Source organism: Acutalibacter intestini, assembly GCF_034334985.1.
Classification (GTDB): domain Bacteria; phylum Bacillota; class Clostridia; order Oscillospirales; family Acutalibacteraceae; genus Acutalibacter; species Acutalibacter intestini.
Genome location: NZ_JAWXXL010000001.1, coordinates 431250 through 458131, shown reverse-complemented (window position 1 = coordinate 458131; position 26882 = coordinate 431250). Strand labels below are relative to the sequence as shown.

The following is a 26882-nucleotide window of genomic DNA, read 5'->3' as shown; positions in this document are numbered from 1 at the left end:
AATACAAAATGCTGGGGTAAGACAGCGCACCATCTTTTATGGTTACGCTATCTTACCCCAGCAAAATTCGTACCAGAAAATCCGTCGTCCACGTACTCGTTGACAACTAAAAAACTCTGCTCATTTACATAATCCCTGAGGATTTGTTTCTGCGTGGAAATGCTTGCGCTCTCCCCTTCCAGTTCGTCGACACGGCTTAAACGCATATATAACGCTGTATTGCTGCTGTTTCACTTATCTTAACCTCCTGTCCTTTGGAAACAGCCCGCCACAATACACTGCTTGCATGAATCTATTATAGCATAGAGGATAAAATTTTTCCACTGGTTTCCCGCCGGTCATGGGGTGTCTATGCTGGTGCTGCATGGACACCCCCTCCGCAAGCCCGTTACCCTTGTGCCGCGCTCTCGTCTGTGCCGCCCTCCTGTGCTGTCTGGGCGGTTTTGGCGGCGGATAGGGTGTTACCCTGCTCCGCCGTTCCTGCGCCCTGTGCGGGGGCTGCGGCGGCATCCTGGGCAGTTAATCCGTCCAGTATGCGGCTGTGTTCGGTGGCGATGGTCTGCTCCACAAAAGTCTTGAACTGCTCCTCGGGCAGCGGGATGGTGTCGGGCAGCAGCTTCTCGATAAACCCCATGCGCTTGCAGAGGCGGTTCGTCCTGTCCTTGCGCTCCTGCTCTTTCTGCTCCTGGATAAGCCGCTTTTTCTTGTTTTCAAAGGAATAAAATCAAAAATCTCAAATTCCCCCTTGACAACATCTTTAGAAATCCCCCTACAACGAGCAGCTCATGATCTACAAACAGCGCCCGGACGCTACGGCCTGCGCCGAGTACGACCTCTGGAACAAGACCATGCGCCGCTATGTGCGCCGGGGGTCCAAGGGCATCGCCCTGGTGGACAACACGGGCAGCCGCCCGAAGCTGCGCTATGTGTTCGATGTGTCGGACACCGGGGAACGGGAGAACTCCCGCCCGGTCAACCTCTGGTCCATGCGTGAGGAATATGTCCCCGCTGTGCAGGATGTGCTGGAACGGGCCTACGGCGTGGGGGCCGGCGCGGGGCTGGAGGAGCAGATCGGGGGCATCGCCTCCCGCCTCGCCGCTGAATATTGGGAGGAGAACAAGGACAGCATCCTCGGCATCGTTGACGATTCCTTCCTCTACGGGTATGATGAGTTCAACGTAGGGGTGTCCTTTCGGAGGGCGGCGGAGACCAGCATCAAGTATATGCTCTGCTCCCGCTGCGTGGAGGACCCGGAGAGCTGTTTTGAGCCGGAAGATTTCATGGATGTGTTCGACTTCAACACCCAGGCGGCCTCCAATGTGCTGGGTACGGCGGTCAGCGAGGCATCCTCCCAGGTGTTCCGTGAGATAGAGCGGGCGATCCGCACCTACGAGAGGACAAAACAGGCAGAGTTATCCGAGGAAAGGAGCAAGGGACATGGCAGAGCTGACTTACACGAAGGCCGGGGTTTACTTAACTTAAAGATGCTGATACATTGCTTGCAGATACCCCGCAGAAACCAAAGTATACAGAAAAGGAGTTTTTGCAGATGAAATCACTATTTGAACAGTTAGGCGGCACATACCACGAAGAAAATGGGTATCTTATTCCAGATTTAAGATTACCCGCCGAAGAAGAACAGCCGATAGTCATATGGGGGTAAGCGAGTGCCAGTGGCACTCAAGCAGCGAACTGACCGAGCCGGCAGGCGAGAAAGCGGCACTTGGACTATCTGAAACAGTGCCATAAGGTTACATACACCAATCTTCTCACAAGCGGCAAGCTGAATACATACCTTGCCGACATCGACAGGCAGGCACAGGAACGCTCCCACAGGCTCATAGAGGGCATGAAACAGGCGCAGGGCATAACGGGAACGCCTAAAGGAAGAAAACGCCTTAGAATGGGTACAACGCCTTAATAACATAAGGGCGTGTGCGAGGGAGATTGTGAACGAGGAAATTATTTTTGCATAGCTACACACGGGCGGTAGAAAGTGATTTCTGCCGCCCGTATGCAATGTTCTTGATAGCAATGGAGATAACGGGTATAATTATAATCACTTGGCATGAAATTGTCGAAAATTTGTCTTTTATCGGCTACGATAAAGGGATTAACTGATAAGGAGCATTGCCTATGAAATACAAGATACTGATTATTGATGATGAAGAAATGATATTATCCATGATGGAAAAATGTTTAGGAGAAGAGTTTTCCGTATATACAGCGGAAAATGCAAAAAAAGCGTTAGAACTATTAAACGTAATACCAGATATTATATTGTTAGATATAATATCTGAATAGATTTTTGATTATCTCTTTAGAAGTTCTTAAATGCCGGAATAGCCCGTAACTTCGGGCTTTCCCGGCGTTTTCTGTAACGGAAGAAACTCACATATACCCTCATAACTCCCCATGTCTTTGCGCTGAAAAGTAGTAGAACGGGTAGTAAAATACCTGTTTACTACTAAGCGGCAGCCCTGGTTTCCATTGTGGTTTCCACTTTGGGTTCCAGCCTGTCCATCTCGGCCTGTGCGGAATGGAACGTGGCGTGGGCGTAATAGTTCAGCGTCATTACGATGTTGGCGTGTCCCATGATGTACTGCAACGCTTTGGGGTTCATGCCCGCATTTGCTTTCTTGGTGCAGAACGTGTGCCGCATGGTGTGGGGCGTCATTACCTAGGGCAACGGCTCCTTATGGCACTTGTTAAACTTCTTGGCAAGGCCCCTGAACATGGCGTCATAGTTGGCCGCCACTTTCGGCAGGCCGTCCCGGTTCAGGAACAGGAAGTCGGTATGCCCGTCAATCTGAACGGGCTTTGCACCTCTGCGGTTCTGCATCACACGCTTAAACGCTTCACAGGCTGCTGCGCTCATTGGCACTTGTCTGAAACCGCTGTCCGTCTTGGGCGTTTCGATATAGAAGCCATCCTCGGTACTCCGTAAGAGCTGGTGGTCTACATTGATAAAACGCTTCTCAAAATCCAAATCGGCAACGGTCAGGCCGCTAAGTTCGGAAATCCGAAGCCCTGTTTCCAGCAGGATAACAACCTCGTCGTAATACTTGCAATAGACTTTATCTTCCTGCATGAAGCCCAGGAGTTCTTCTTCCTGTGTTGGGGTCAATGGCACCTTTGGTTCGGTATCGTCGCTGATTACTTCATTGATCTGGAAGTCAAACGGGTTTTTGCGGAGGCAATCATCCTGCACAGCCATATGAAAAGCTGCTTTTAAGGAACGCTTGTTGTTGCAGATGGTGTTGTAAGCAACTCCATTTTCCTGCATACGCAAAGCCCATTCTTTCGCATCGGACAACTTCACGTTTTCGATGCTGGCCGCCCCCAGCTTATCTTCGGAAAGAAGTTTTATCAACTGCTGGCGTCCTTTTTTGGTTCCCCGCTTCACGTTGCCCCGCTGCCGGATGTACTTGGCATAAAGCTGGCAGACCGTCATTTTCTTGCCTATGGTATCAATGCCATCGTCAAGGTCTTTCTGTATCTGCTTAACTTTCTCGGGGAGTGAAATATCAGCCCGCTTCCCGGCAGGGATTTTGTCAGTAGGAACCAGCTTCCATGAGTAAACAAACTTGGTTTCTCCAAAGGCGTCGGTATATTTGTAAGCATATCTTCCGTCTGCTCGCTGGCTCTCTCCAGACTTCAAAAGGCGGCCTTTGCTGTCGCGCCTTTTTTCATCTCGTTCTTTCTTCGTCATTCTCGTCATGCTCCTTTCATGACGGAAAGAGCCTTGATACGCCTATAAGATATTATAGCACGTTCAAGGCTCTTTTTCTATATTGCATCCAAAGTGTCGATGATTTTTTCAAACTGCTTCCGCTTGATTTGAATGCGGTTGCCGTTCATAATCAGCCAGCCAGCGGTGGGGTTTTCCTCGGCCAGCTTCCGCAGTTTGTTTTCACCGATGCGGAAATATTTAGACGCTTCCTCAATCGTCAGCGTGTATTTTTCCCAAATAGGCACATCTAAATTATTCATTATGAAGCCCCCTTTCTCTTGGCTAAAAATGATAATAAAGAAAAAAGGGCAGTAAAACGGACGGCTGCTGGCACAGCTCCACGGGACTTTCACCCCCGGCGTGGTTCTCACCCGGCCCTGCTCGTTGCCTGCGACGCTTTGAACGCTCGGACTACGACGACAAGGGAGTATCATTGTCCTGCCTGTACGTCGTAGCCCGCAAGCTGCCGCGCTTGCATTGCGGCAAGGTGTCGGTCGCTCCGCTTTCCCCGTAGGGGAAAGTATCCTGGCGCACCCGCCGTCCGGCTCGGTACAGATAGAATGTATCCGTCTGCCCTATGACGCGCCGCCATTATCCTGCGGGCGTATTTGTCAAAGTGCGGCCCTGCGGCCTCCGGGGTCAGATCAGCGCGGAAAGGGTAAGACGCTTCACTGGCCGGGGGCCGGTATCGTTAATTTTTAACGATAGCCTGGATAAGCCTGATTTCCAGACAGCGTTTCATGTACTCGTCAACGCACACATGGGGCTGTCCGTCCTCGTCATAGAGCGTCCGGGTACACAGCTTTCTCATGTAGCCGTCATAGTGCCGCAAGACACTTTCCACGGCTCCGGCGTCACCGGCGCTGGCCGCCTGGCTCAACGAAAGGGGCAAAAGTTCTTTGCCTCTGTGGATAGGCTCTTTCATCCGCGTCAACCTCCTTTCGGCATGAACGCCATCAATTTTTCTCGCAACTCTTTCAGGGTCTTTGTCCTGTGACGCTGGACGGCGCTGCGGGATAGTCCCATAAGGCTGCCGATCTCGCCGTCCGCCATATCCAGGACACAGTGCAAAACCAAAATGCTCTGCTCCGTCTTTGGCAGGCTGGCAAAGGCTTCGGCCACAAGCTCGTTGTCGATATGTAGGTCATGCCCGTGGGAACTAAAGATATGGCTGTCGCTGGGGTAGTGATCTACCGTGCAGAGCTTGTCCAACTCCACCTGCGATAAGTCGCTGAACATCGTTTCACGATCTCTCTGACGCCTCATGTTCCGCAGGTAAGCCCTGGCTTCATTCCGCAGTACCGTTTTACAGAAAGCGTCAAAACGGCATTGCTCGTAATAGTCGCGGGGGGTCGTTTCCATCTTCTCACCCCCTTTCCCTGGGGGATTTAGGTGGTACTCTCCCTTTCCGCTACTACCAATCCTGCGATACCGTCTGCTACCCGCTGAATGCCTCCTTTTTTGAAAAAAGTTGAATTTTATTTCGGCCCGCAGCGCAGACCGCAGGAAACGACAAAAAACGCCCGGCTGGACGCAGACGCATACCAGCCGGGCGCAGAACGAAGCGATATGAAGCTTATTTACATGATATAGTTCACACTCATAGCCGAACCTATCCCACGGATGGGACAGGCTTTTTTGATAAGGCGGCTTTTGTTAGATTGTGTCGGTTCGATATTCGCAGCATGGCGGCATCCTCCTATATGCCGCCGTAGCTTTTACGGTGTTAGGGTCGTCGTAAGTTTCTGATAGGCAAAAAGAAACGGCGGCTCTGAAAAATCAAAGCCGCCGTCTAAAAGCATATAATCTGCTCTAATGGCCCCTTTTCCTCTTGCGCGATCAAGCAACTCCTTTGACTGCGGCTTATTATGAACCATTTATGCGTTTTTCCTCTGATGTACGGAAAGGCCAATATATAACAGGAACCATCCAATACAATGAGCTAAGAGAATAAAAATATCTTTTACTGCTGCTGTCCCGCTGCCTGTTGATAAGTCCATAATACCCTCGAATGTTGCCTGCGAAGGGACAAGGTAGCAAACTGCGGAAAGAAGCGGCTGACTTATTCCCACAAGAAAGCTCAAGATTGGTACAGCCATAAATAGCAGCATAACGATTTTGATATAAACCACGCCGACCATCAGCCCATTGGAAGCTCTGCCAATGAATAAGCCTATCAATGCTGCCACAAATGCGGAAAGCACAATAAGCACCAGCATGAGAGCCGCATTTTGCAGAGAAAGCCGGAAGCAGATACAAACCGTAATAATGGAGGATAAGCACCCGCAGATAAATCCAACAAAGAGCTTTTGCATGATATATTGGCTGCGGGTCATTGGCAAAATCTCGTTGATAAACGCAACGCCGTCCTCCTTTTCAGAAATCATGTTCATTGCGTTAAAGGTGCATCCCATAAACATAGCGACAATCAATGTAACAGCAATGAACATATCTTGAAATCCAGCCATCACATTGGGGCGCTCTAAAACGTGAACCTTTGTCTGTCCTGCGGCATTTCGCTGTTCGTATAGGTCAGGGAGCGTGTCAGCGGTTTGGCGAAATATATCCAACTCGTCGCCGGAAAGAATTGTTTTGATGCTGCTTCCATCAGCTTCCACACCGATTAGATTGGTAGACGGCTCTTTGATTGCGTCCGTCAGTTCTTCCATCGTCGGATAAGCTGTCACCGGGCCATAGCGTTCCAGCCATGTAACGGTTTGTGTCGGCAAATCGCCTTTCAGAACCCCAAAATGCAACTCGCCCAACGTAGAAAAGTCGATTGCACCGACAAAGTTCAAAGCTACCGCAACGACAATAGGTAAAAGAAAGGTCATCAGGCAAAACTTGTCATGCAACACGCTTTTCAGTTGGTAGCGTAAACCTTTCATATTCAGCCCTCCTTTCCCATTTCTCTGCGGAACACACGCTGTACGCCTGCAAATAATACCACGATTGCAGCCAGACACCCCAAATAATAGGCAAGGCTATTCGAGGGATTTCCAAAGTAAGCGTTTTTCAGGCCCATATAAATATGATAAAATGGATGAAAGTAAATCCAATCTAACTTTACCGCCGTATTTGCAGCCAAAAACACAGGGGTTGCAACAAAAATGGCAATCAGAAGATAGGCCAATGTAAACTGCCGGAAGTCTTTTAGAAGCAGGGCGCAAATCAGGCCGGTCAAGGCCATAATCAAGGACAGAAGTGCCGTTTGAAGCAACACCGCAGGCAATATAGAGGCGGTATCTAAAACTCCAACATTCAGCACGGTAAGCAGTATTGCAAAGACCAGATCGGACAGCAGAAAGATTGCCAGTTTGGACAGGATAAACAGATTTTTTTGCAACGGCAAAATGGCATGAACACGGATAACGCCCATACTTTTTTCCTTGAACAGCACAGCGGCAATCCCTAAAAACCCGACAGCGGCAATTTCAAAAAACAGCAGTTCACAGGTGATCTCTTTCCTTGCCTTTTGCTCCGGCGTATTGGAGCCAATCACCTCGGCGCTGTAATGCCCTGACGGTTGCAGGAGAGAAAGCGCGTAGTCGGCCCGGTGACGGTCAGCATTTTCTGTTCCCTCATAGAATACAAGCTGTGGCTCTCCGACGCTGGCATCAATGCCGACACCATTGGTATCATCAAGCAAAACTGCGTCAAGTGCCTCTTTTGAAGAAACTTGCTGAACCAGCGTGGAAACCGTTTTCTGTGTTCCTGTCGGGTCATACAGGTACACGTTGTATAGACTGGCATCCATGAATTTGATATATCCAAAGTTCACATACAGAGTGTAAAGAACCAAAAAGCCCAACGACATGAGGAAGAATTTCCCGGAAACCATTATCCGACAATCCTTTTTGAACAGGGAACAAAGACTTTTCCACATCAAGACAGCCCCCTTCCCGTGTACTGGATAAACATATCCTCCAATGTCGGTTCCTGGGAATGGATACTGATGATCTCGTCATGCGCAAAAGGAATACCTGCTTCTAATTCCGGGGCCTCAATCGTCTTTTCTTCCCGCTTCCCCTGATACAAATAGTCGATTACAACGCGATGATTGCTGTTACGCTCTTTCAAATTTTTTGGAGTGTCCAACGCCTTGATTTCGCCGTCCGCGATAAATGCCACCCGATCACAGAGTAGGTCGGCATCCAGCATATTGTGGGTCGTCAGAAATACCGTTGTGCCTTTTTTACGTTCTTCCTCAATGATCTTGCGGAACAGGACAGCGCCGGAGGGGTCAAGCCCGCTGGTCGGTTCGTCCAGAAACAGCAACTTGGGATTGCTGATTAGCGCCCGCGCCATGCTTGCCCTTTGCCGCATACCCTTTGAGTAGGACGAAACCGGCTTTCTCAAGAAGTCTGGCTTAAATTCCAATTCCTCCAAAACTTCCTCAATACTGCGTATTTGCTCTTTCGGATAGAACGAAGAAAAATATTTAAGATTGTCAACGGCGCTCAAATTGGCATACAGATAGGGAAACTCAAATAAGACGCCGATCTTTTGAAAAAACTCCTGCGTGTGTGCCGCAGAAATATCCTGCCCGAACAGCGACACCTTGCCGCCGTGTCCTTTCAAAATCCCGGTCAGTATTTTTTGGGTCGTTGATTTCCCGGAGCCATTTGGCCCCAGGAAGCCAAAGATTTCCCCATCTTCTACAGTGAAGTCCAGGCCGTGCAGCGCCTGTTTGTCTTTGCCGTAGGAGAACGTCAAATCCTTTACTTCAATCATTCATCATCACCCCATTTCCCGTGCTGCTCCTTTTTCTTTTCCTGCTCCCGCTTGCTCCACCACTTCATAACCTTAATCTTGAACGGGATAGAGATTGCCAGCACCGCCACGATTACCAGCCACCAGTACCATTCCAAACCTAAAAACGTCATAAAAATCACCTCCTTTGTCTGTGAGGACTGACCGTCCTCTTGTTGAGGTAAACTTATGAAAATGCGGTGAAGTCGGTGTGAGGCTGGTGTGAAATTGGCGTGAAATCTTCAAAATAAAACAGCTCTGCCTTTGAGTAAAGGCAGAGCCATTTCATAGAAAACACGGTTTAACTGACGGATGGAATAGAAAAATAAAACTCCACGCCATCGGAACAGTTTTTTACGCCGAAGTCCAGTTCCTGCATGGACAGAACTTGTGCGACGATGGCAAGCCCCAGCCCGGAACCGCTGTATTTGGAATTGCTGTCCCGGTAGAATTTCGTCCAGATTTTTGACAAGTTCTCCTGTGGAATTGTGGGGCCTTGATTGTAGATGGAAAATTGCAAAACACCCGGCTGTTCCAGCAGGGATAATTTCAAAGTACCTCCCGGCTGGACATTTTTCTTTGCATTGACGATCAAGTTGTCTAAAACCTGCTCCATACGGGTCTTATCCGTATGGACATAAACCTTGTGTTCGGGAAGCTCATAGTGCAACTCAAAGTTAGCGTCTGGCACGTCGATTAACAGCCGCCCGGCAACAGTTTCAAGAAATTCCACAAAATCAAATCGTTCCGGGACAAGCTGGGTAGCGCCGGTTTCCAACGCGGATAAATCTAATAGCGTTGTGATTAGCCCGCTCATTCGTTCCGTTTCGGTGATGATGATTTCCGAATACTTCTGTTTTTTGGCCTCGTCGGTTTCGTCCTGCAAGCCCTCGGCGTAGGCGCGGATCACGCCCAGCGGAGTTTTCATTTCATGGGAAAGCTGGTCTACCAACTCTTTGCGCTCGGCCAGCAGCCGCCGCTCCTGCTCCACATTTTTTTCAAGCCGTGTATTTGCCGCTTCCAGTCTGGCAAGGGCCTGTTGAAGATTATCAGCCATCGTATTGAGGCTTACAGTTAGTTCTCCGAATTCATCATTAGTCGTAATGGCGCATGGAGCGGAAAAGTCCAGTTTTGCCATCTTCCGGGCCGTTTGATTGAGTTTTGAAATGGGTTTTGAAATAAAGTGCCCCATTAAAAAATCGACAACAAGGACAAGGGCAATGACAAAGGCGAACCAAAGGGCAAGTGAAATATCAGGATCAATTTCCAACTTGGTCGAAAGGATGTATGAAAGGATAAGCAGAATACCAGCTAACTTAGAAACCATCAATATCTTTTTACGGACGGTGCGGAACGTAAAATTATCCTTTATTTTCATACTGTTACCTCGAATTTATAGCCGGAGCGAATAAGAGTGACAATGTGTTTTCCCTCGTCGCCTAATTTCTGCCGCAGGGTTTTGATATGCGTGTCTACCGTCCGGGTAGTTCCCTCAAAGTCATAGCCCCAAATCCTGTTCAGCAGTTGGTCACGGGTGAAAATCTGTCCGGGATTTACCATGAAGAAATACAACAGTTCGTATTCCTTATGGGTGAGCGTGATTTCCTGCCCGTCTATAAATACTTTGTGAGAGGACGGCACTACTGTTATTTTCCCGAAGCTCAATGCGTCCAACGGAACGGAGGAAGAACGGCGGAGCAGTGCGTTTGCCTTTGCAAGCAGCACCTTGGGGCTGAAAGGTTTTGTCATGTAGTCATCGGCCCCATACTCATAGCCTTTTAGTTTATCGTCCTCGCCGCCCTTGGCGGTCAGCATGATAATGGGCATATTACTCATTTCCCGCGCCATTTTACAGACAGAAAAACCGTCCAGATGGGGCATCATCACGTCCAGTATCATCAAATCCATCGGATTATTTTTCAATACCATTAAAGCGTCCACGCCATCGTCAGCGGTAAAACAGGTATGCCCGCCCCGCTGCATATATGCGGCAATGATGTCCTGCATATTCTTTTCATCTTCAACAATCAAAATATTCGCCACAGAAAATCACTCCTTTCCATCGTTAGTGCTTTTATAGCGTCTGTCAACTGGCTTTTCCGCGTCCTTTGGCACAAGCCAGATCGTCGCTATCTTCACAGCGCCGGGAATACGGCCACCAGCGCAATAATAATTCACCCGGCGCGGGGTCACGCCCCATTTCTCGCCAGCTTCTTTCAACGTCATATATTCCATTTCGCACCTCCAACGGATATATTATAATTCCTTTGCCCGAACAATACAAGGCATAAGTTGTGAATTATAAAATGCAGTTAAAACGCATATGCCATCATTCCCAACCCATACTATGAACTATAAAATGTAAGTGTTGGAGGTGAAGCGTATGGCGAAAGTCAAAGACTGCCCCGGTTTTGAAACCTTTGGAAAAGATGTTCAGACGGCGCGTGAGGCGGTGGGCCTGTCCCGCAGGGCGTTGGCCGAACAGGTAAATATAGACCCGCGCTATCTTGCGAACATAGAACTTGTCGGGGATATACCGAGTATGCCCGTAGTGATACAGCTAATCAAAATTTGCAGGCTACCCTTTGAACGGTATTTCAATCCTGAACTTGTCAAAGAAAGCAGCAATGACCGGCAGCGCATAACCCATAAATTACAGCTCTGCCCTGAAAAGTATCTGCCCATCGTTGAGGCTACCATTGACGGAGCAATCAAACTGGAAGAATAGGGGGCGCTTTGTGAGAGCGAAGCGCCCCCTAGTTTTTGCGCTCTTTTCCCGAAAATGCCTGCCTTTGGTGGGCATTTTTGCTTCTCCCAGGTGTCTTGTTAGTACGGAGGACGGGGGAAGCGGAACGGGGGGAGGGGTAACGTAGCAAGCATATGGGTGTTAAGCACATTCCATGCTGCATCAAATACTTCTTGGCTGATGTCAAATCTTGTAGAGCATAAATGCTCTGCCATTTTTTGTGTCATACTTTCTGCACCATATGAAAGCCGAAAGCTTATAGATCCTCTGACGTTCCACACCGACCGAGGTACGAACTATAAGAGCGAAAGTATTTTGTGTTTATCTAAAATCTTTGGGAGTTACGCAGTCGTTTTCAAGAGTCCGCGTTCTATATGATAACTCCATGATGGAGTCGTTCTTCTCCAACCTAAAGCGGGAAGAACTGTATCGATCAAAATACCGCTCTGAAAATGAATTCAGGGCGGCGGTGGATAAGTATATGACTTTTTACAATGAGGAGCGGCCCCACGCCACGAATCAATACAAGACGCCTGCACAGAAGGAGGCTGATTTTCTTAGTAATCATGCCGGCCTAGCAAGGACTTCAAATTAGACATGGGAGTTCGAATGTTAGGTTATTGAATTTTTTGAGTAGCCGTTTTAAGATTTTCCAATGCTTGTGTCCAAGTTAACCGGATAACGCGCGTGCCCGAAGTCTTACGAGGAGCCTAGGAAAATGGAAATCACCTATTTGCTGTCCAAACCACAGGGGGGCAGATTGCAATAGGTGATTCAGCCTATCAACTCTCATGTAAACCTCAGGTTGATATTTCACACCCACCTTCAACCATCTATATATTGTTAAAAGGTTCCGATTCCCCTATAATATTCTGGAAGGGTAAACCTGCCCTACCCCAGCAAAATGGTAAGGAGAGTTGATATGTTCGATAACGTAAAAGCTGGCCAGAAAATTGCAGATTTAAGAAAAAGCATGGGCCTGACCCAGGATGAACTTGCCAGCCGGCTGAATATCAGCCCACAGGCAGTCAGCAAATGGGAGAACGGCCGCGCCATGCCGGAGCTGTCTCTGCTGGTGGAATTGGCGGAGATTCTCGGCAGTACCATTGACGCCATTCTTTTCCCAGACAACGCTTGTCCCGTGGCAAACGCGATCTTTGAGCATATCCTGTTACCTTACGCCCCCATCGCGGACTTCTCCGGCAGGACATGGCCCCGGAGCATGGCCTACCCTGCTATGCTCCAAGCGGTCAAGCTGTTTATGGGCCTTGAGGAGCATAGAGACCCCATGGGGCGGCAGATAAACGATGACACGGAATATGTTCTCCAGTCAGCGTTTACCTCTATCTGCTTTGGGTATTCCTGGGGCGCGGATGACGCGCTGGACACCGGCCTTTCTATATACGGCCTGACCGGTAAGCTCTGCCGGGGAACAGACTGCACGGAGGAGGATTTCATCCGTTTGGCAGTGGAAAACATCCTAAGCGGGTACCCTGTCATCCTCCTCCCTCGGGAATACTCGGATATGATACTTGCGACCGGATTCTCCCATCAGGGGAAGGTGCTGAAGGGCCTTTCGTTCCTGGACGGTGACGATGAGAAAAATTCTGTGATGTCCTTTCAGCAGTTGAAAAGCTTTCCGGAATGGTTCGCGAAAAAGCCGGATATCCTGTTGATAAAACCGGGCCCCAAGCCTGTTTCCATCCAGGAAAAGTGCAGGGAGGCCATGAAAAAAGGGCTGGCGCTCCTACAAAATGAGCGCGATATTTCTGACGAGCCGATGGTTGGGTACGGAGTTGTCATATATGATAATTGGCGCCAATTACTTCAAAAAGAGAGCAACCAGGGTATGGTGGATATAGAGTGCCTGTCCCCGCATATTTTCATTCATTATGAGGGAAAACTTCGTATCAAGCAATTTCTGGAGCTATGCGTGCGGCTGATAGACGGCTTAGACCACCGGCCTATTACAACGGCGATTTCCAAATATGAGGAAATTATCAGTATGTGCGAAAAATTCCTGCAAGGACTGCAAACTCCTGAGACCGCCGGGGAGGCCAGCGAAAAGCGACAAATACTGATCGCTATTCTGCAAAGGAGCAAGGAACTGGAGATGGACGCCCTGAAAGAGATTTCATCTGTCATGCTGTAAAAATGTTTTTGAAAAGGGCTTGACTCTGCCGTTGGGGAAGCGTGTAAAATCGTAAACGCGGTACAAGAAAATTTTTCGATTTCCTTGTACCAGGCGGCAAAAAGCCGGCTTGAAAACTAATAACCAGTTTTCAAGCGTGTTAACTATCACACTCAAAACCACGGAAAGGGTGTTTTACATGACAGATTTAATCAAAATCCGAGAGGTCACAGAGCGCTACAATATCCCGGCCCGTACGCTGCGGTACTATGAGGATATGGGGCTGATTGAGAGCGCTCGGGTGGCAGACTACGCCTACCGCCTGTACGACCAGCGGGCGCTGAAACGGCTGGAGCAAATTCTTATCCTCCGCAAGCTCAATATCAGCATCAAGGACATCCAGCTCATTTTCCAGTCTGCCGGGTCGGATGTGGTTTTGGATGTGCTGGGAAGAAAGGTGGAGGACATCAACGACGAGGTGGACCTGCTCCGGGATCTGCGGGACATTATTTTGGAATTTATCGAGCAGATCAGGAAGATGGATTTCAGCAGCGACGCCGATGTGAAACTGCTCTATGAGCGGGCCGCGACCGTGGAGACCCGCATTGAGAATATTCCTTATGAGGGCAACGCCTCCAAGGCAAATCGACTGTTTGATATTTCGGAGAAGCTCAAAAAGGCCCCGGAGGTGCGGATTGTTCAAATCAACCCCTTCAAGGCGTTTTCCTCTGGCGCGGACTCTATCGAGAACGTGATGGGACCCTTCCAGGAGTGGCAGGAGGCACACAACCATCTGGTGAAGAAGATGATGTACGGTTCGCCGGACTTCCTCTGGTTCGAGGAGGACAAGGCCACCTGGATCTGGGCGGTGGAGGACGGCGTTTCGGGCGTATTTTTCGTTTTGCAGTATCGAGCACACCGTGGAGCGGTGCCATTTTCCTTGGCCGCTGGAGGTGGGTGCGCCCATCTCATCAAGCGTTTCCACAATCCTCCTCATGCTTTCCCCGGCCAGGGACCGCTCATAAATCATCTTGACGGTCTGACATATCTTATCTTGGCTCTCGCCGCCACGGTTCTGCATCATCTCCATCTGGTGGATCAGCGTACCCAGCAGGTCTGGCCGGTGAGAGGCAAGCTTATCTGCCATCAAGCAAAAAGTGTCGTACACAGCAGTTTTCCGCACAGGTCTGCTCTGGCAGTTTGCGGCGCCTGCCGCCTTATCACTGCACATCCAGTATACAGTTCCACGCAGCAGCTGCCGGCAGAAAGTACTCCCGCAGTCGGAACAGCGCAGGATGCCAGACAAACTTGAGTTGTGTTCGCGCCTTGTGGTTGTAATTCTGGATTTCTGCAGCCGTTGGGCCGCTTGAAACACCTCCCGGCTGACGATTGGCGGGTTGCTGTTTTCGATGCTTCCAACAAGCCCTACCTTGCGCGTTAAACGGAATACGGCTTTTAAGCGGCATGACGGCCCGTGAATTCTGGGCGTGTCCAAAATGAAGCTTTTAAAGGCGCAGCCCCGACGAACAAAGGGTAAAAGTCTCGCCCGCAGATGAAACCGGCTGGTGAGACTCCACTCAATCGTCATAAACTCTTCTTTTGAACGCTCCCTGAATTCTATACAATTTGACAAACTAAAATCATTGGAGTACAATATACTATTAATAGGTTATCTTAACAGGCACGAATGTTTTCCGCGTAAATCACACAACGTCCCTATGGCTATTCATTCGCCTAGAATAAAGAGGAGTCACTATGCCCATCCATAAAACCATGCTGGCAGCGCTTAGTCTATTATCATACCCTGATCTGGACATAGAAAGAACCTATCTGGTGGAACGCAAGCTGCAAAAGCTGACCGCCCGCCGTGCCAGAAAACCCTGGCTTTATCGGATATGGGAGCATAGCATCCCCTCTGGTGAGCACCATATTCCCATGCGCATTTTTACGCCCACACAGCGGAAAAGGAACTGTGTTCTGCTGTTTTTTCATGGCGGAGGTTGGGTAACGGGCTCCATTGACTCTTACGATGGCATATGCGGTGATATGGCTGCCCAGACCGGCTGCGTGGTGGCCTCAGTTGACTACCGTCTGGCCCCTGAACACCGTTTCCCCGCGGCAGTGGAGGACTGCTACGCGGCAGCTTGGGAGGTCTTTTTGCACAGTGACCTGCTGGGAGCCCCCCCTGAAAACGTGGTGCTGATAGGAGACAGCGCTGGGGGCAACCTGGCTGCCGCTGTCTCTCTTATGGCCCGGGATCGAGGGGAGTTTCTGCCCACGGGGCAGCTCTTGATCTACCCCGCGGTGGGAAACGACCATTCAGAAAACTCCCCTTTCCCTTCTGTACGAGAGAACGGGACAGGCTATTTGCTTACCGCCAAACGTGTGCGAGACTTTTTTTCCCTATACCGCGAGTGTGAATCCGACCTGGAAAACCCCTATTTTGCGCCGCTGGCCGCCAAATCCTTTGCAAATCAACCGAACACCCTGATAATCACCGCGGAATTCTGTCCCCTGCGGGACGAAGGCGAGGCCTATGGCGAAAGACTGCGGGAAGCGGGAAATCATGTGGAGATCCACCGAATTCCTGACGCTTTGCACGGTTATTTTTCTCTCCCTGTTTGGTTTAAGCAGGTCAAAAAAACGTATGCCATTATAAATTCTTTCCTGGAGGAAAATTATGAGCGATAGGAATTATCTGCCCTGGTGGCGGCTGGACAACGCCGCAAAGATATTTCCCTCCACCAGCTCGGCGCACGACTCTAAGGTATTCCGCTTTTTCTGCGAACTGAAGGAAGATGTAGATCCCGCCGCCCTCCAAACCGCTCTTGACAAAACCATGGAGCGGTTCCCTCTTTACCGATGTGTGCTCAGGCGGGGCTGGTTCTGGTACTATCTGGAGGAGAGTCCTCTGCCTGCTCTAGCGCGCCCAGAGCAGACGCCTCCCTGTTTTCCCATCTACCCCTCTTCCCGGCGCAGCCTGCTGTTTCGCGTGCTCTACTACCGTAGGCGCATCAGCCTGGAGGTGTACCACGTTTTGTCCGACGGAGCCGGGGCTCTTGACTTTTTGCGGGTCCTGGTCTATGAATATCTTTATGTCCGACACCCAGAGGATGGTCTTTCCGCTAGTGGCGTGCCGGTCTTAGGCATATCCGACCAGCAGAAGGAGGCGGATAGCTTCCAAAAGTATTATGAAAAGCCTGTACGCCGGCTGGGCCTTTCCCCTTCCGCTTACCAGATCCCTGGGGACCGCCTGCCAAAAAACCATCTGGCCATCCTGGAAGGAAGAATTTCCGTTAAAGAACTGCTGGCCTGCGCCCGCACCCAGAAAGCTACTATCACCGAACTGCTAACCGCTGTTCTGCTTCGCTCCATCTATGAGGGCATGTCGGTACGGAGCCGGAAAAAGCCAGTCGTTGTTACCATCCCTGTAAACCTGCGCAATTATTTCCCTTCATTTTCCTCACGAAACTTTTTCGCCATCATTCACGTAGGCTATGACTTCAGCAAAAACAGCACGGATCTGGCGTCTGTACTAGCCCAAGTGAAACGCGGCTTTCAAGAAAAGCTTGCTGTGGAAAAGCTAAAGGCCCATGTAGACAGCCTCTGCGCTTTGGAACACAATTTTCTCGCACGAATCGCGCCGCTGCCCCTGAAGGATGTTGTACTTCGGTATGCAAACCGTATTGCCGCGCAAGCCGCCACCGTCTCCTTTTCCAATGTAGGAAAGCTCTCCATGCCAGAGGGCGCGGAACAGTATATCCAGCAGTTCGGCGTTTTCACCTGCGCGGGATGCCTACAGGCCTGCTCCGTTTCCTTTGGAGACAGCTTTGTTATCACATTCGCCAGCCCTTACCGGTCTCGAGAAACCGAACGGATCTTCTTTCAGGAACTCTCCCGGCTGGGGCTGGATGTGACCTTGACTACGAATATGGAAGACGAGGTAGAACAAAATGCTGTTTTGTGAACAATGCAAGGTGCATATAAGGGGGGCTCTCCATTGCTGCCCTCTCTGCCAAAGCCCGCTCTCAGGCAAACAAGAGGAAACCGTCTACCCGGTTCTTCCGCCCACCCAAAAGACCATGCGGCTGTTTCTCCGGCTGGCCGCTTTGGCTACCATTGTGGTTGCGGTTATTTGCTCCGCTGTGAACTTCAGTTTACCCCAAACCGGCTGGTGGAGTGTTCTTGTCATGGCCGCCTTGGCCAGCACCTGGCTGGTATTGGGCGTTACCATCCATAAACGGGGCAGCCCCATGAAAGCCATTGTCTGGCAGCTGGGGGCCATCTCTGCCATCACCCTTTTGTGGGACCTATTCACCGGGTTTGCTGGCTGGTCCCTGAATTTTGTCCTGCCCATCTTTATCCCCTGCGCCCAGCTGGCCGCTTTCATTGTCGCCATGGCACTATGCCTGCGCCCGGCGGAGTACCTGTTTTGTATGACCCTCTGCATCCTTGCGGGTTTTCTCCCGCTGATTCTTTTGCTGTGCAGCGTACTGAAAATCATTTATCCTTCCGTGATCTGTGTGGGCGTCAGCCTGGTGGCTCTGGCAGGTCTGCTCTTGTTTAAAGGAAGGGAGCTAAAGGACGACGCCGTACGGCGGCTGCATCTGTAAACAGCGCGTTTTGGCCTTTGCTTAGCGCATGTCAATTGTAATGCTTGCAAAAAAAGCCCTTGACTTTCCGCTTGCGCCGTAGTATAATTTTTATGGAAAATGAAGTGGGAACGGTTGTCCGCTCTTCTTTAATTAGAGGTAAACCTTTCTCCACCCGTGCGGCAGGTCCGCCACAGGTCGATAAGAGCAGAGTCAGAACCGCCTTTTAATGAGGGGTGGTCTATACTTTGGCAAATCGCTTTTGTGGGTGGAGCTTTTCCGCCCGCTTTTTTCGTTCTCAAATGAGGATATTGCTTGATGGAGGTGCTGACAATTAGCAACAAGGAACTACAGATCAACGAGCAGATTCGCGACAAAGAGGTCCGGCTCATCGATGCCGACGGCTCACAGCTGGGGGTTATGCCCGCGCGAAAGGCCCTGGAACTGGCCGAACAGAAGAACCTGGACCTGGTGAAGATCGCTCCCCAGGCCACGCCTCCGGTATGTAAGATCATTGATTACGGCAAGTACCGGTTCGAGCAGTCCAAGCGGGAAAAAGAGCAGCGAAAAAACCAGCGAATTGTTGAGATCAAAGAAGTACGGCTCTCGCTAAACATTGACACCCACGACTTTGATACCAAACGCGGCCACGCGGCCCGGTTTATTGCCGAGGGAAACAAGGTAAAGGTGTCCATCCGGTTTCGCGGCCGGGAAATGGGACACCCAGAGCTGGGGCAGGACATTATGCGCCGCTTTGCCGAGGCCATGGCGGAAACTGCCAACGTGGAGCGCCAGCCCAAGCTGGACGGCAGGACCATGCTGATGTTCTTGGCGCCAAAGCCGACAAAGTAAGGCCCACCCAGCGGGAACATGGCCGGTCTTTCTATATTCTTAATAAATAAAAGAAAAGCCGGCGGGCCCGCTCTTTTGCGGGGCAGGGCCACAGGACGGCGCAGGGATATGGCCTGCCGCCGAAAAACAAGGAGGAATCATTATGCCGAAACTAAAAACCCATAGCGGCGCAAAAAAGCGCTTCAAGCTCTCCAAAAACGGGAAAGTCATCCGCGCTCACGCCTTTACCAGCCATCTGTTCAACGGTCACGGCAAAACCCCCAAGGTAAAGCGCCACGCCCGGGGCACCACAGTGACAGACAAGACCAACACTGCGGCTGTGAAGAGAATGCTGCCCTATAAATAAAGATTTGCAAAACAGGAATAAATAATCCGGCGGCGGCCGGGAAAGGATTGAATCGATATGGCAAGAGTAAAGGGCGCGATGATGACGCGCAAAAGAAGGAAAAAGGTACTAAAGCTGGCAAAAGGCTACTGGGGTTCTAAAAGCCGCCACTTTAAAATGGCCAAACAGGCTGTAATGAAGTCTGGCAATTACGCCTACATTGGCCGCAAGCAGCGCAAGCGGGACTTCCGCCGGCTGTGGATCACCCGCATTTCCGCTGGATGCCACATGAACGGGGTAAATTATTCCACCTTTATGAACGGCCTGAAAAAGGCGGGAGTCACTCTAAACCGGAAAATGCTTTCCGAGATCGCGATTGCGGACCCTGCGGGCTTTACCGCTCTGGTAGAGAAAGCCAAGGCCGCGCTGTAAGAGTTTTTTTATAGTTAAGAAGATTGCGCGCCTGGATTTTTGCGGGCCTACAGTCTGCCTTATAATTTTGTTGACCGCGCCAAAGGCAGCTGCCTTTGGCGTTTCCGTTTGCCGGGCGAACGCTTGGCCCCATGGCGCTTTACACTTTGTTCCCCTGTTTTTTCGCTGGTTCCATTATTTTTCAGGAGGTGCCCATCCTATGGAAATCGTGCCCATCACCAGCCGCCGCAGTCCGGTTGTTCGGGCAGCGGCAGCGCTTTCCTCTGCCAAGGAACGTCGGGAGCGGGGCGCTTTCCTTTGTGAAGGGGCGCGTCTCTGTCAGGACGCAGTGCTTTCCGGCATTCCGGTGGAGGCCTGCTTTTTTACCCCGGACGCCCAAAAAAAGTACGCCTCTTACCTGGACCTAATTCTAAAGGCTGCTAAGACCGTTTATCAGGTGGAGCCGCCTGTGGCCCAATTGCTGGCCTCCACCAAAAGCCCTCAGGGTATTTTTTGCGTGTGCGCCCGTCCCGCCAGTTTTGGCCAGGTAATCGGCTTTGCCCCCCGGCGCCCCTGTTTAGTGCTGGAAAATCTCCAGGACCCGGGCAACTTGGGGACTATTTTGCGTACCGCCGAAGCCCTGGGGCAGTTTCAGGTATTCTTGTTGGGAGACTGCTGCGATCCCCTCTCCCCCAAAGTGCTGCGGGCCTCTATGGGGGCGGTGTTTCGCCTAGCCCTCTCAGAGCAGCCCTCCGCCTCTTTTTTGCTTAACCTGCTGCACCGCCAGGGCTATACCTGCCACGCGGCCGTGCCCCAGCCGGCGGCTGGGGACGTTACTCAAATTGACTTTACCCGGGGCCTGCACGCGGTGTTTATCGGCAACGAAGGCAGCGGGCTCTCTCCTGCTGTTCAGGCGCTTTGTGACGGGCCCATTACGATTCCCATGCTAGGGCGGGCGGAATCTTTAAACGCGGCGGCGGCGGCCACTGTGCTTTTGTGGGAGATGTGCCGGACACCGAGAAAGGGGATGTGTTATGATTGACCATCGGGTGTACTGGATGTGGCTACAGCATGCTTTTGGCGAAGGAAGCCCTGTGCCCTGGATGATCTACAACTACTGCGGCGGCGATTTGGAAAGTTTCTTTCGGGCAGGTTCGTCCTTGTGGAATCGTCTGCCCTATATTAAAGAGCGCCACGCCATGGCCCTTAGCGCTCACGCTTTGGAGGAAGCCCAGGTACGGCTGGAATACGCCGCAAAAATGGGCTGGGGGGTTCTGACCCCAGAGTGTGAGAAATATCCCGACAGCTTCAGGAATATTTCAAACCCTCCTGCGGTACTGTATATAAAAGGAGCTCTGCCCAACCTGGAAGGTTCTCCGGTGGTCGCTGTGGTGGGTTCGCGAAAAGCCCGGGAGGAAAGCCGCGACGCGGCTAAGCGCATTAGCTACCAGCTGGCTGCCAGCCAGGCCATTGTAGTCAGCGGCGGGGCCGCCGGTGTAGACCAGGCCGCGTTGCAGGGAGCGCTTATGGCTTTTGGACGGATCATCTGTATTCAGCCGGTGGATCTTTCCAGTGAATATCTGGCAGGGACCGCTGTGCTGCGCCGGCAGGTGCTGGAAATGGGCGGCGCTGTAATAAGCGAATATTTCTCCGCCCGCACCCCTGGCCATGGCTGCTTTCAGCTTCGCAACCGGTTGATCTCTGGTATCAGCGACGGCGTAGTATTGGTGCAGGCTAAAGAGAAGAGCGGCACCATGATTTACTCCCGTCATGCCATTGAACAGGGCCGGGAAGTATTTGTATATCCCGGTCCTCCGGGTGACCCCGCCTTTTCCGGCAGCCAAACTCTCATTGATGACGGCGCTATTCCCATTACCAGCGGTACGGAAGTGCTAGAATTTCTCTCCAAATGCTTTCGGCCCTTTGCGCCCACTCCTGTTCACCCACCGCCGTCCGTTCAGCCGCTGATGCCAAAAGCTGCCCATCCCCCAGCGCCTCGGCTCGCAGACGTCTTTCAGCCAGAGGATGTCTTACCCGCCAGCACCGCCTCTCCTTTTTTGGCCCTGGCAGACTCTGGCGGACCCGGCCCAAAAGAGGCTTCCAGGCCAAAAGAGCTTCTGAATGCTAAGCAGCGGCAAATTGTAGAGGGGTTGGACGCGGGTGAGCAGACCTTTGGCCAGCTGGAAGAGCTCACCGGGTTAAAGGCCGGACAGCTGATGGCCCTGCTTACCGAACTGGAACTAGACGGGCACATTGCCTCTTGTTCTGGCAAACGGTACCGGTCCACAAAGAAATAACCGGGCGGCTGCCAGCCCCAGCCCGAAACTACCCGTCCATCCGTTGGGGCGGGGTTGCCCTCATGAGGGAGGAAAGGATTGTATTATGTCAAAATTAGTCATTGTGGAGTCGCCTTCTAAGGCGAAAACCATTCAAAAATATCTTGGGCCCGGATACAAGGTGGTGGCCTCCATGGGCCACGTGCGGGACCTGCCCAAGGCCAGGCTCTGTGTGGACGTGAAGGACCACTTTAAACCCAAGTATACCATTATAAAAGGCAAAGAGCAGCTGGTGAAGGACCTAAAGGCCGCCGCCGCAGACGCGGACGACGTGCTGCTGGCCACTGACCCGGACCGGGAGGGCGAAGCGATCTCCTGGCACTTGGCCTATATTTTAAACCTGGATGAAAGCGCCCCAGACCGGGTAACCTTTAACGAAATAACCAAGACCGGCGTGGCCGAGGGAATGGCCCACCCGCGCACCATTGACATGGACCTGGTAAACGCCCAACAGGCCCGGCGTATCCTGGACAGGCTGGTGGGCTATACCCTGAGCCCGTTTTTGGTCAAGACCATCCGCAAAGGCCTTTCCGCCGGCCGGGTGCAGTCCGTGGCTGTACGGATGATTGTGGACCGGGAAGAGGAGATTCGCGCCTTTGTGCCTAAAGAGTACTGGAGCCTGGACGCCAAGCTGACCGCGCCCCCCAGCCGCTCCATATTCCCCGCCGCCTTTTACGGGGATGAAACCGGGGAAATCGCCGTGGGGTCTAAGGAAGAGGCAGACGCCCTTTTGGACTACCTAAAGCAGCAGGAATTTGTGGTGGGCCCGGTAAAAAAAAGCAAGCGCAGCCGCCAGCCCGCCCCGCCCTTTATCACCTCTACCCTACAGCAGGAGGCCAGCCGAAAGCTGGGCTTTCAGGCCTACCGCACGATGCGGGCCGCCCAAGAGCTGTACGAGGGCGTGGAGATTGAGGACCAGGGCGCCGTGGGCCTGATTACCTACATGCGTACCGACTCTCTGCGCATTTCCGAGGACGCTGTCCGAGACGCGGCAGAGTTTATAGAGGGACGCTGGGGCGGCAAGTATCTACCCCCAAAGCCCCGGCACTTTAAGTCTCGGGCCGGGACCCAGGATGGCCACGAGGCCATTCGTCCTTCCACTATCAGTCTAACCCCCGAGCGGGTGAAGGACTCCCTGACCTCTGACCAGTATAAATTATACAAACTTATTTGGGAGCGGTTTATCTCCAGCCAAATGGCCAACTGCGTGCTGAACACCACCCAGGCCAACATTCTGGCCGGAAAATATATTTTTAAAGCCAGCGGCTTTAACGTGGCCTTTGACGGCTTTACCGCCCTGTATGAAGAAAGCCGCGACGAGGACGAAAAGGCCGGCAAAGATCTGCCTCCTCTGGAGGAAGGCATGAAGCTGAAGGTGCGGGACCTCTCTGGCAACCAGCACTTTACCCAGCCGCCCCCGCGCTACACCGAGGCCTCGCTGATTAAGACCCTGGAAGAAAACGGCATTGGCCGTCCCTCCACCTACGCGGCCACCATCTCCACCATTACCATGCGGGAGTACGTGACCCGGGAGGGTAAAGCCTTTCGTCCCACAGAGCTGGGAGAAGTGATTACCCAGCTGATGAAGGAGCAGTTTCCAAAAATTGTCAATGTGAAGTTTACCGCCCAGGTGGAAAATGACCTGGACGCCGTACAGCGGGGCGACGAGCAGTGGGTGGACACCCTACAGACCTTTTACGACGACTTTGACAAAACCGTGCAGAAGGCTAAAAAGGCCATGGACGGGGTGAAGATCCACCTAAAAGAGGACGAGACCGACGAGATCTGCGATAAATGCGGACGGCCCATGGTGGTAAAACACGGGCGCTTTGGCAAGTTCATTGCCTGCTCCGGCTACCCAGAGTGCCAGAATATCAAGAAGATCGTCAAAGACACTGGCGCGGAATGCCCCAAGTGCGGGGGCAAAATTATTGAGCGCAAGTCCAAAAAGGGCCGGGTGTTCTACGGCTGCGACCGCTACCCAGACTGCGACTTTGTCAGCTGGGATCCGCCCACCAAGGAGAAATGCCCGGTGTGCGGAAAAACCCTGTTGCAGAAGAAAACCAAGGATAAGCGCATCTACTGCGCCACCCAGGGCTGCACCTACCCGGGCCGGGTCCCCAAGGACTAAGGGTTGCTTATGGATAAAATCACCGTAGTAGGAGCAGGCCTGGCCGGGTGCGAGGCCGCCTGGCAGATTGCCTGCCGGGGCGTGGCCGTGGACCTGGTGGAAATGAAGCCCCAGCGCTTCTCCCCGGCCCACAAGAGCCCGGGCCTTGCAGAGCTAATTTGCTCTAACTCCTTAAAAGCCGCCCGAATTGAGAGCGCCGCCGGTCTGCTAAAAGAAGAAATGCGCCGTATGGGCAGCCTGCTGGTACCCATTGCCGAAAAGGCCGCGGTGCCCGCCGGCGGCGCACTGGCGGTAGACCGGGACCTGTTCTCCCGGCTGGCCACAGAGGCCATTGAGAACGAGCCCCTTATCACCCTGCGCCGGGAGGAACTGACCCGCCTGCCAGAGGATGTGGCCGTTATTGCCACTGGCCCCTTAACGGCGGAGGCCCTGTCTACCGAGATACAGTCCCTGTGCGGGGGCGGGCTAAGCTTTTTCGACGCCGCCGCGCCCATTGTCACCCGGGAGAGCATCCGTATGGAACGCTGCTTTACCGCCGACCGCTACGGCCGGGGCCAGGGGGACGGGGACTATATCAACTGCCCCATGAACAAAGAGGAGTACGAGGCCTTCGCCGCCGCCCTGGTCTCGGCCCAGCGCGCCCCTGTCCACGGCTTTGACCAGGCTGGGCCCAAGGTCTATGAGGGCTGTATGCCCATCGAGGTGCTGGCCAGCCGGGGCCGGGACGCCATGCGCTTTGGCCCCATGAAGCCCGTGGGCCTTACAGACCCCCGCACCGGCCGCCGCCCCTGGGCCGTGGTACAGCTGCGCACCGAAAATCGGGAGAACTCCCTTTATAACCTGGTGGGCTTTCAGACCAACCTGAAGTTCGGGGAGCAGCGGCGGGTGTTCGGGATGATTCCCGGCCTGGAAGAGGCGGAGTTCGCCCGGTACGGGGTCATGCACCGGAATACCTTTTTAGATTCCCCCCGGCTGCTGAACGGCGACTTTTCCCTTCGGCAGCGGCCCGGTCTGTTCTTTGCCGGGCAGATTACCGGGGTGGAGGGCTATATGGAGTCCGCCGCCTCTGGCATCCTGGCGGGGCAAAACGCCGTGCGGCGGCTGCGGGGCCAGCCCGGGCTGACCCTGCCCGCCACCACCATGATGGGGGCCCTAAGCCGGTACGTCTCGGGGTATGAGGGAAAAGACTTTCAGCCCATGGGGGCCAACTTCGGGGTACTGCCGCCCCTGGCAGAGCCCATCCGGGACAAACGGCAGCGCTACGCCGCCCTAGCCCAGCGCGCCCTAAACGACCTGGCGAAAAAAACAGAGAACAGCGCAGCGACAGAAAAAGTTCTTGAAGATTGTTAAGAAACTTCTTTCAAGAAGTTCCTTAACCCGCCGGAGGCGGCCTTGCCCGTAAAGGCGGCGCGGAACGCAAAAAGGAGCGGCAAGAAAACCACGTCCCACCCAGTTAAAATAGGACCTCGCTGGTACCGCGCCGCCCCCAAAAGTAGCGCCTTTTCCCATCATTTGTAAAAAATGATGGGAAAACAGCGGCCCTCCAAGACGCCGCAAAAAGCGCCATCCCAAGCCCAAAGCTAAGGCTTAATAAGCCCAGCCGTCGCGGGCCGGGCAAAGCCCGGAGCCGCAGGGGGGCGCGAACTTCGCCCCGTTTCTCCCGCAGGGAGAAATAGACGGCGGCCCCTCTTCCCCCAGGCAAAAATCCTGCGCCTGCCCGAAAGCCCCCGGCCCCTGCCCGCAAAAAAAGATATACCCAGCCCAATCTCCGGAGAAAACTACTTTCCGAAAGGATGATCCACCTTGAAAATAATTGTAGACGGCTTTGGCGGCGATAACGCCCCCAAAGAGATCCTGCTGGGCTGCGCCCAAGCCATGGAAGAACTGGGGGTGGACATCCTCCTCTCCGGCAGCAGGGACAAGCTGGCCCAGTGCGCGGCCGAAAACGGCCTGGAGGCCGCCTTTAGCAAAATGGAGGTGCTGGACTGCCCGGACATCCTGACCATGGAGGACGAGCCCAGCAGCGTACTGAAGGACAAAAGCCACAGCTCCATGGCCGTGGGCCTGCGGGCCGTGGCGGAAGGCCGGGGCGACGCCTTTGCCAGTGCGGGAAACAGCGGGGCCCTGACCATGGGGGCCACCATGATTGTCAAGCGGATCAAGGGCATCAAGCGGGTGGCCTTTGCCCCGGTAATGCCCAGCACAAAGACCCCCTTTATGATCGCCGACGCGGGAGCCAACGTAGAGTGCCGGCCGGAAATGCTGCTGCAATTCGGCCTGATGGGCTCGGTATACATGGAAAAGGTGATGGGCGTCAAAACGCCCCGGGTGGGCCTGGTGAACGTGGGCACCGAGTCCCATAAGGGCGACCCCCTGCGCCAGGAGGCCTATAAGCTGCTGGAACAGTGCGGCGCACTGCGTTTTGTGGGCAATGTGGAGCCCAGGGACATTCCCTATGGAGTTTGTGACGTGGTGGTGGCCGACGGCTTTACGGGCAACACGGTGCTAAAGCTGTACGAGGGCACCGCCCTGGCCATGATGGGCATGGTGAAGGATATTTTTAAGAAGAGCGCCAAAAACAAGGTGGCCGCCGCCATGATTTACGGCGACCTGCAAGGCCTGAAAAAACAAATGGACTACAATTCCTACGGCGGCGCGCCTATTATCGGCGCGGCAAAGCCTGTGTTCAAAATGCATGGCAACGCCACTGCCCTGGCGGTGAAAAACGCTCTTGGGCTGGTAAGGGACTGCGCTGGGTCTGGGTATGTGGAGGCTATCTCTGGCGCGCTGAATTTGTAAGGAACCTTGCCCGGCCCCTGTGGCCCCCGTCTAAACCGCTGGGGAATCTCCCCTCTCCCCTTCAAAACTCTGCC

The 26882-nt window shown here is 52.8% G+C and carries 28 protein-coding genes and 5 pseudogenes; 18 read left to right on the top strand and 15 right to left on the bottom strand.

Features of this window, described 5'->3' with window-relative positions; all coding sequences use genetic code 11:
- Positions 1-47: 47 nt before the first annotated feature.
- Together U8U68_RS02095 and U8U68_RS02090 are read right to left on the bottom strand one after the other, a co-directional pair.
- Complete coding sequence (locus U8U68_RS02095) at positions 48-206, bottom strand: recombinase family protein (protein ID WP_437124411.1); 159 nt, start codon at positions 204-206, stop codon at positions 48-50.
- 182 nt (positions 207-388) lie between these two features.
- Positions 389-703: pseudogene (locus U8U68_RS02090) on the bottom strand (DUF3847 domain-containing protein); the annotation flags it as partial.
- An 82-nt stretch (positions 704-785) separates the two neighbouring features.
- Here U8U68_RS02090 and U8U68_RS02085 point away from each other — a divergent pair.
- The 3 genes and pseudogenes from U8U68_RS02085 (at position 786) to U8U68_RS02075 (ending at position 2304) form a co-directional block, all read left to right on the top strand.
- Complete coding sequence (locus U8U68_RS02085; RefSeq protein WP_322199196.1) at positions 786-1553, top strand: hypothetical protein; 768 nt, start codon at positions 786-788, stop codon at positions 1551-1553.
- A pseudogene (locus U8U68_RS02080) lies at positions 1550-1976 on the top strand (TnpV protein). Before U8U68_RS02085 ends, U8U68_RS02080 begins: the two are co-directional and overlap by 4 nt.
- Before the next feature lie 160 nt (positions 1977-2136).
- Positions 2137-2304 carry a hypothetical protein gene (locus U8U68_RS02075; RefSeq protein ID WP_322199195.1) on the top strand — a complete coding sequence of 56 codons (168 nt, stop codon included), beginning with the start codon at positions 2137-2139 and terminating at the stop codon, positions 2302-2304.
- 163 nt (positions 2305-2467) lie between these two features.
- On the opposite strand, the pseudogene U8U68_RS02070 reads toward U8U68_RS02075, so the two are convergent.
- From U8U68_RS02070 to U8U68_RS02015, 12 genes and pseudogenes are all read right to left on the bottom strand, one after another.
- A pseudogene (locus U8U68_RS02070) lies at positions 2468-3712 on the bottom strand (site-specific integrase).
- Between the two features lie 77 nt (positions 3713-3789).
- Positions 3790-3993, bottom strand: coding sequence for an excisionase (locus tag U8U68_RS02065; RefSeq protein WP_322199194.1), 204 nt, complete (start codon positions 3991-3993; stop codon positions 3790-3792).
- 431 nt (positions 3994-4424) lie between these two features.
- Complete coding sequence (locus tag U8U68_RS02060) at positions 4425-4658, bottom strand: helix-turn-helix domain-containing protein (protein WP_322199193.1); 234 nt, start codon at positions 4656-4658, stop codon at positions 4425-4427.
- A gap of 5 nt (positions 4659-4663) precedes the next feature.
- Positions 4664-5095: a sigma-70 family RNA polymerase sigma factor gene (locus tag U8U68_RS02055; RefSeq protein ID WP_322199192.1), complete on the bottom strand. Its 432-nt coding sequence runs from the start codon at positions 5093-5095 to the stop codon at positions 4664-4666.
- Between the two features lie 356 nt (positions 5096-5451).
- Positions 5452-5610 carry a hypothetical protein gene (locus U8U68_RS02050; protein WP_322199191.1) on the bottom strand — a complete coding sequence of 53 codons (159 nt, stop codon included), beginning with the start codon at positions 5608-5610 and terminating at the stop codon, positions 5452-5454.
- A complete protein-coding gene (locus U8U68_RS02045) occupies positions 5611-6621 on the bottom strand; it encodes an ABC transporter permease (RefSeq protein ID WP_322199190.1) in 1011 nt (336 codons plus the stop codon). It abuts the gene before it with no gap.
- A gap of 2 nt (positions 6622-6623) precedes the next feature.
- Positions 6624-7490 (bottom strand): ABC transporter permease, encoded by an 867-nt coding sequence (locus U8U68_RS02040; protein ID WP_367575775.1) that lies wholly within the window; start codon positions 7488-7490, stop codon positions 6624-6626.
- A 128-nt stretch (positions 7491-7618) separates the two neighbouring features.
- Positions 7619-8467 carry an ABC transporter ATP-binding protein gene (locus U8U68_RS02035; RefSeq protein WP_304578575.1) on the bottom strand — a complete coding sequence of 283 codons (849 nt, stop codon included), beginning with the start codon at positions 8465-8467 and terminating at the stop codon, positions 7619-7621.
- The gene (locus U8U68_RS02030; RefSeq protein WP_304578574.1) at positions 8464-8619 is read right to left on the bottom strand and encodes a hypothetical protein; all 156 of its coding nucleotides are present in this window, start codon (positions 8617-8619) and stop codon (positions 8464-8466) included. Before U8U68_RS02030 ends, U8U68_RS02035 begins: the two co-directional genes overlap by 4 nt.
- Positions 8620-8786: 167 nt before the next feature.
- Complete coding sequence (locus U8U68_RS02025; RefSeq protein WP_322199188.1) at positions 8787-9863, bottom strand: HAMP domain-containing sensor histidine kinase; 1077 nt, start codon at positions 9861-9863, stop codon at positions 8787-8789.
- Complete coding sequence (locus U8U68_RS02020; protein ID WP_322199187.1) at positions 9860-10528, bottom strand: response regulator transcription factor; 669 nt, start codon at positions 10526-10528, stop codon at positions 9860-9862. Before U8U68_RS02020 ends, U8U68_RS02025 begins: the two co-directional genes overlap by 4 nt.
- A 6-nt stretch (positions 10529-10534) precedes the next feature.
- Positions 10535-10720 carry a helix-turn-helix domain-containing protein gene (locus U8U68_RS02015; protein WP_322199186.1) on the bottom strand — a complete coding sequence of 62 codons (186 nt, stop codon included), beginning with the start codon at positions 10718-10720 and terminating at the stop codon, positions 10535-10537.
- Positions 10721-10868: 148 nt separating this feature from the next.
- Here U8U68_RS02015 and U8U68_RS02010 point away from each other — a divergent pair, with 148 nt between their 5' ends.
- From U8U68_RS02010 to U8U68_RS22270, 4 genes and pseudogenes are all read left to right on the top strand, one after another.
- A complete protein-coding gene (locus tag U8U68_RS02010; RefSeq protein ID WP_322199185.1) occupies positions 10869-11213 on the top strand; it encodes a helix-turn-helix domain-containing protein in 345 nt (114 codons plus the stop codon).
- Positions 11214-11616: 403 nt separating this feature from the next.
- Positions 11617-11826, top strand: a complete 210-nt coding sequence (locus U8U68_RS02005) for an integrase core domain-containing protein (protein WP_322199184.1) — start codon at positions 11617-11619, stop codon at positions 11824-11826.
- A gap of 327 nt (positions 11827-12153) precedes the next feature.
- The gene (locus U8U68_RS02000; protein ID WP_322199183.1) at positions 12154-13383 is read left to right on the top strand and encodes a helix-turn-helix transcriptional regulator; all 1230 of its coding nucleotides are present in this window, start codon (positions 12154-12156) and stop codon (positions 13381-13383) included.
- Between the two features lie 178 nt (positions 13384-13561).
- Positions 13562-13768, top strand: a pseudogene (locus U8U68_RS22270) (MerR family transcriptional regulator); the annotation flags it as partial.
- Between the two features lie 540 nt (positions 13769-14308).
- Here U8U68_RS22270 and U8U68_RS22265 read toward each other — a convergent pair.
- Positions 14309-14950 (bottom strand): annotated as a pseudogene (locus U8U68_RS22265) (recombinase zinc ribbon domain-containing protein); the annotation flags it as partial.
- 167 nt (positions 14951-15117) lie between these two features.
- On the opposite strand from U8U68_RS22265, the gene U8U68_RS01990 reads away from it, so the two are divergent.
- The 11 genes from U8U68_RS01990 to plsX all read left to right on the top strand — a co-directional run bounded on the left by U8U68_RS01990 (position 15118) and on the right by plsX (position 26808).
- On the top strand, positions 15118-16053 hold the full coding sequence (locus tag U8U68_RS01990) for an alpha/beta hydrolase (RefSeq protein ID WP_322199181.1): 936 nt from the start codon (positions 15118-15120) through the stop codon (positions 16051-16053).
- Positions 16043-17329: a hypothetical protein gene (locus U8U68_RS01985; protein ID WP_322199180.1), complete on the top strand. Its 1287-nt coding sequence runs from the start codon at positions 16043-16045 to the stop codon at positions 17327-17329. The genes U8U68_RS01990 and U8U68_RS01985 overlap by 11 nt, the downstream gene beginning before the upstream one ends.
- The gene (locus tag U8U68_RS01980) at positions 17316-17975 is read left to right on the top strand and encodes a DUF6320 domain-containing protein (protein ID WP_322199179.1); all 660 of its coding nucleotides are present in this window, start codon (positions 17316-17318) and stop codon (positions 17973-17975) included. Before U8U68_RS01985 ends, U8U68_RS01980 begins: the two co-directional genes overlap by 14 nt.
- 297 nt (positions 17976-18272) lie before the next feature.
- The gene (gene infC / locus U8U68_RS01975; RefSeq protein WP_322199178.1) at positions 18273-18806 is read left to right on the top strand and encodes a translation initiation factor IF-3; all 534 of its coding nucleotides are present in this window, start codon (positions 18273-18275) and stop codon (positions 18804-18806) included.
- A 142-nt stretch (positions 18807-18948) separates the two neighbouring features.
- Entirely contained in the window at positions 18949-19152 is a 204-nt protein-coding gene (gene rpmI / locus U8U68_RS01970; RefSeq protein ID WP_066539144.1) for a 50S ribosomal protein L35, read from the top strand.
- Positions 19153-19209: 57 nt separating this feature from the next.
- Positions 19210-19563: a 50S ribosomal protein L20 gene (rplT, locus tag U8U68_RS01965; RefSeq protein WP_322199177.1), complete on the top strand. Its 354-nt coding sequence runs from the start codon at positions 19210-19212 to the stop codon at positions 19561-19563.
- 199 nt (positions 19564-19762) lie between these two features.
- Positions 19763-20584: a TrmH family RNA methyltransferase gene (locus U8U68_RS01960; protein WP_322199176.1), complete on the top strand. Its 822-nt coding sequence runs from the start codon at positions 19763-19765 to the stop codon at positions 20582-20584.
- Positions 20577-21839: a DNA-processing protein DprA gene (locus tag U8U68_RS01955; RefSeq protein ID WP_322199175.1), complete on the top strand. Its 1263-nt coding sequence runs from the start codon at positions 20577-20579 to the stop codon at positions 21837-21839. The genes U8U68_RS01960 and U8U68_RS01955 overlap by 8 nt, the downstream gene beginning before the upstream one ends.
- 85 nt (positions 21840-21924) lie before the next feature.
- Positions 21925-24009, top strand: a complete 2085-nt coding sequence (topA, locus tag U8U68_RS01950; protein ID WP_322199174.1) for a type I DNA topoisomerase — start codon at positions 21925-21927, stop codon at positions 24007-24009.
- Between the two features lie 9 nt (positions 24010-24018).
- On the top strand, positions 24019-25359 hold the full coding sequence (gene trmFO, locus U8U68_RS01945) for a methylenetetrahydrofolate--tRNA-(uracil(54)-C(5))-methyltransferase (FADH(2)-oxidizing) TrmFO (protein WP_322199173.1): 1341 nt from the start codon (positions 24019-24021) through the stop codon (positions 25357-25359).
- A 453-nt stretch (positions 25360-25812) separates the two neighbouring features.
- A complete protein-coding gene (gene plsX / locus U8U68_RS01940; RefSeq protein WP_322199172.1) occupies positions 25813-26808 on the top strand; it encodes a phosphate acyltransferase PlsX in 996 nt (331 codons plus the stop codon).
- Positions 26809-26882: the final 74 nt, after the last annotated feature.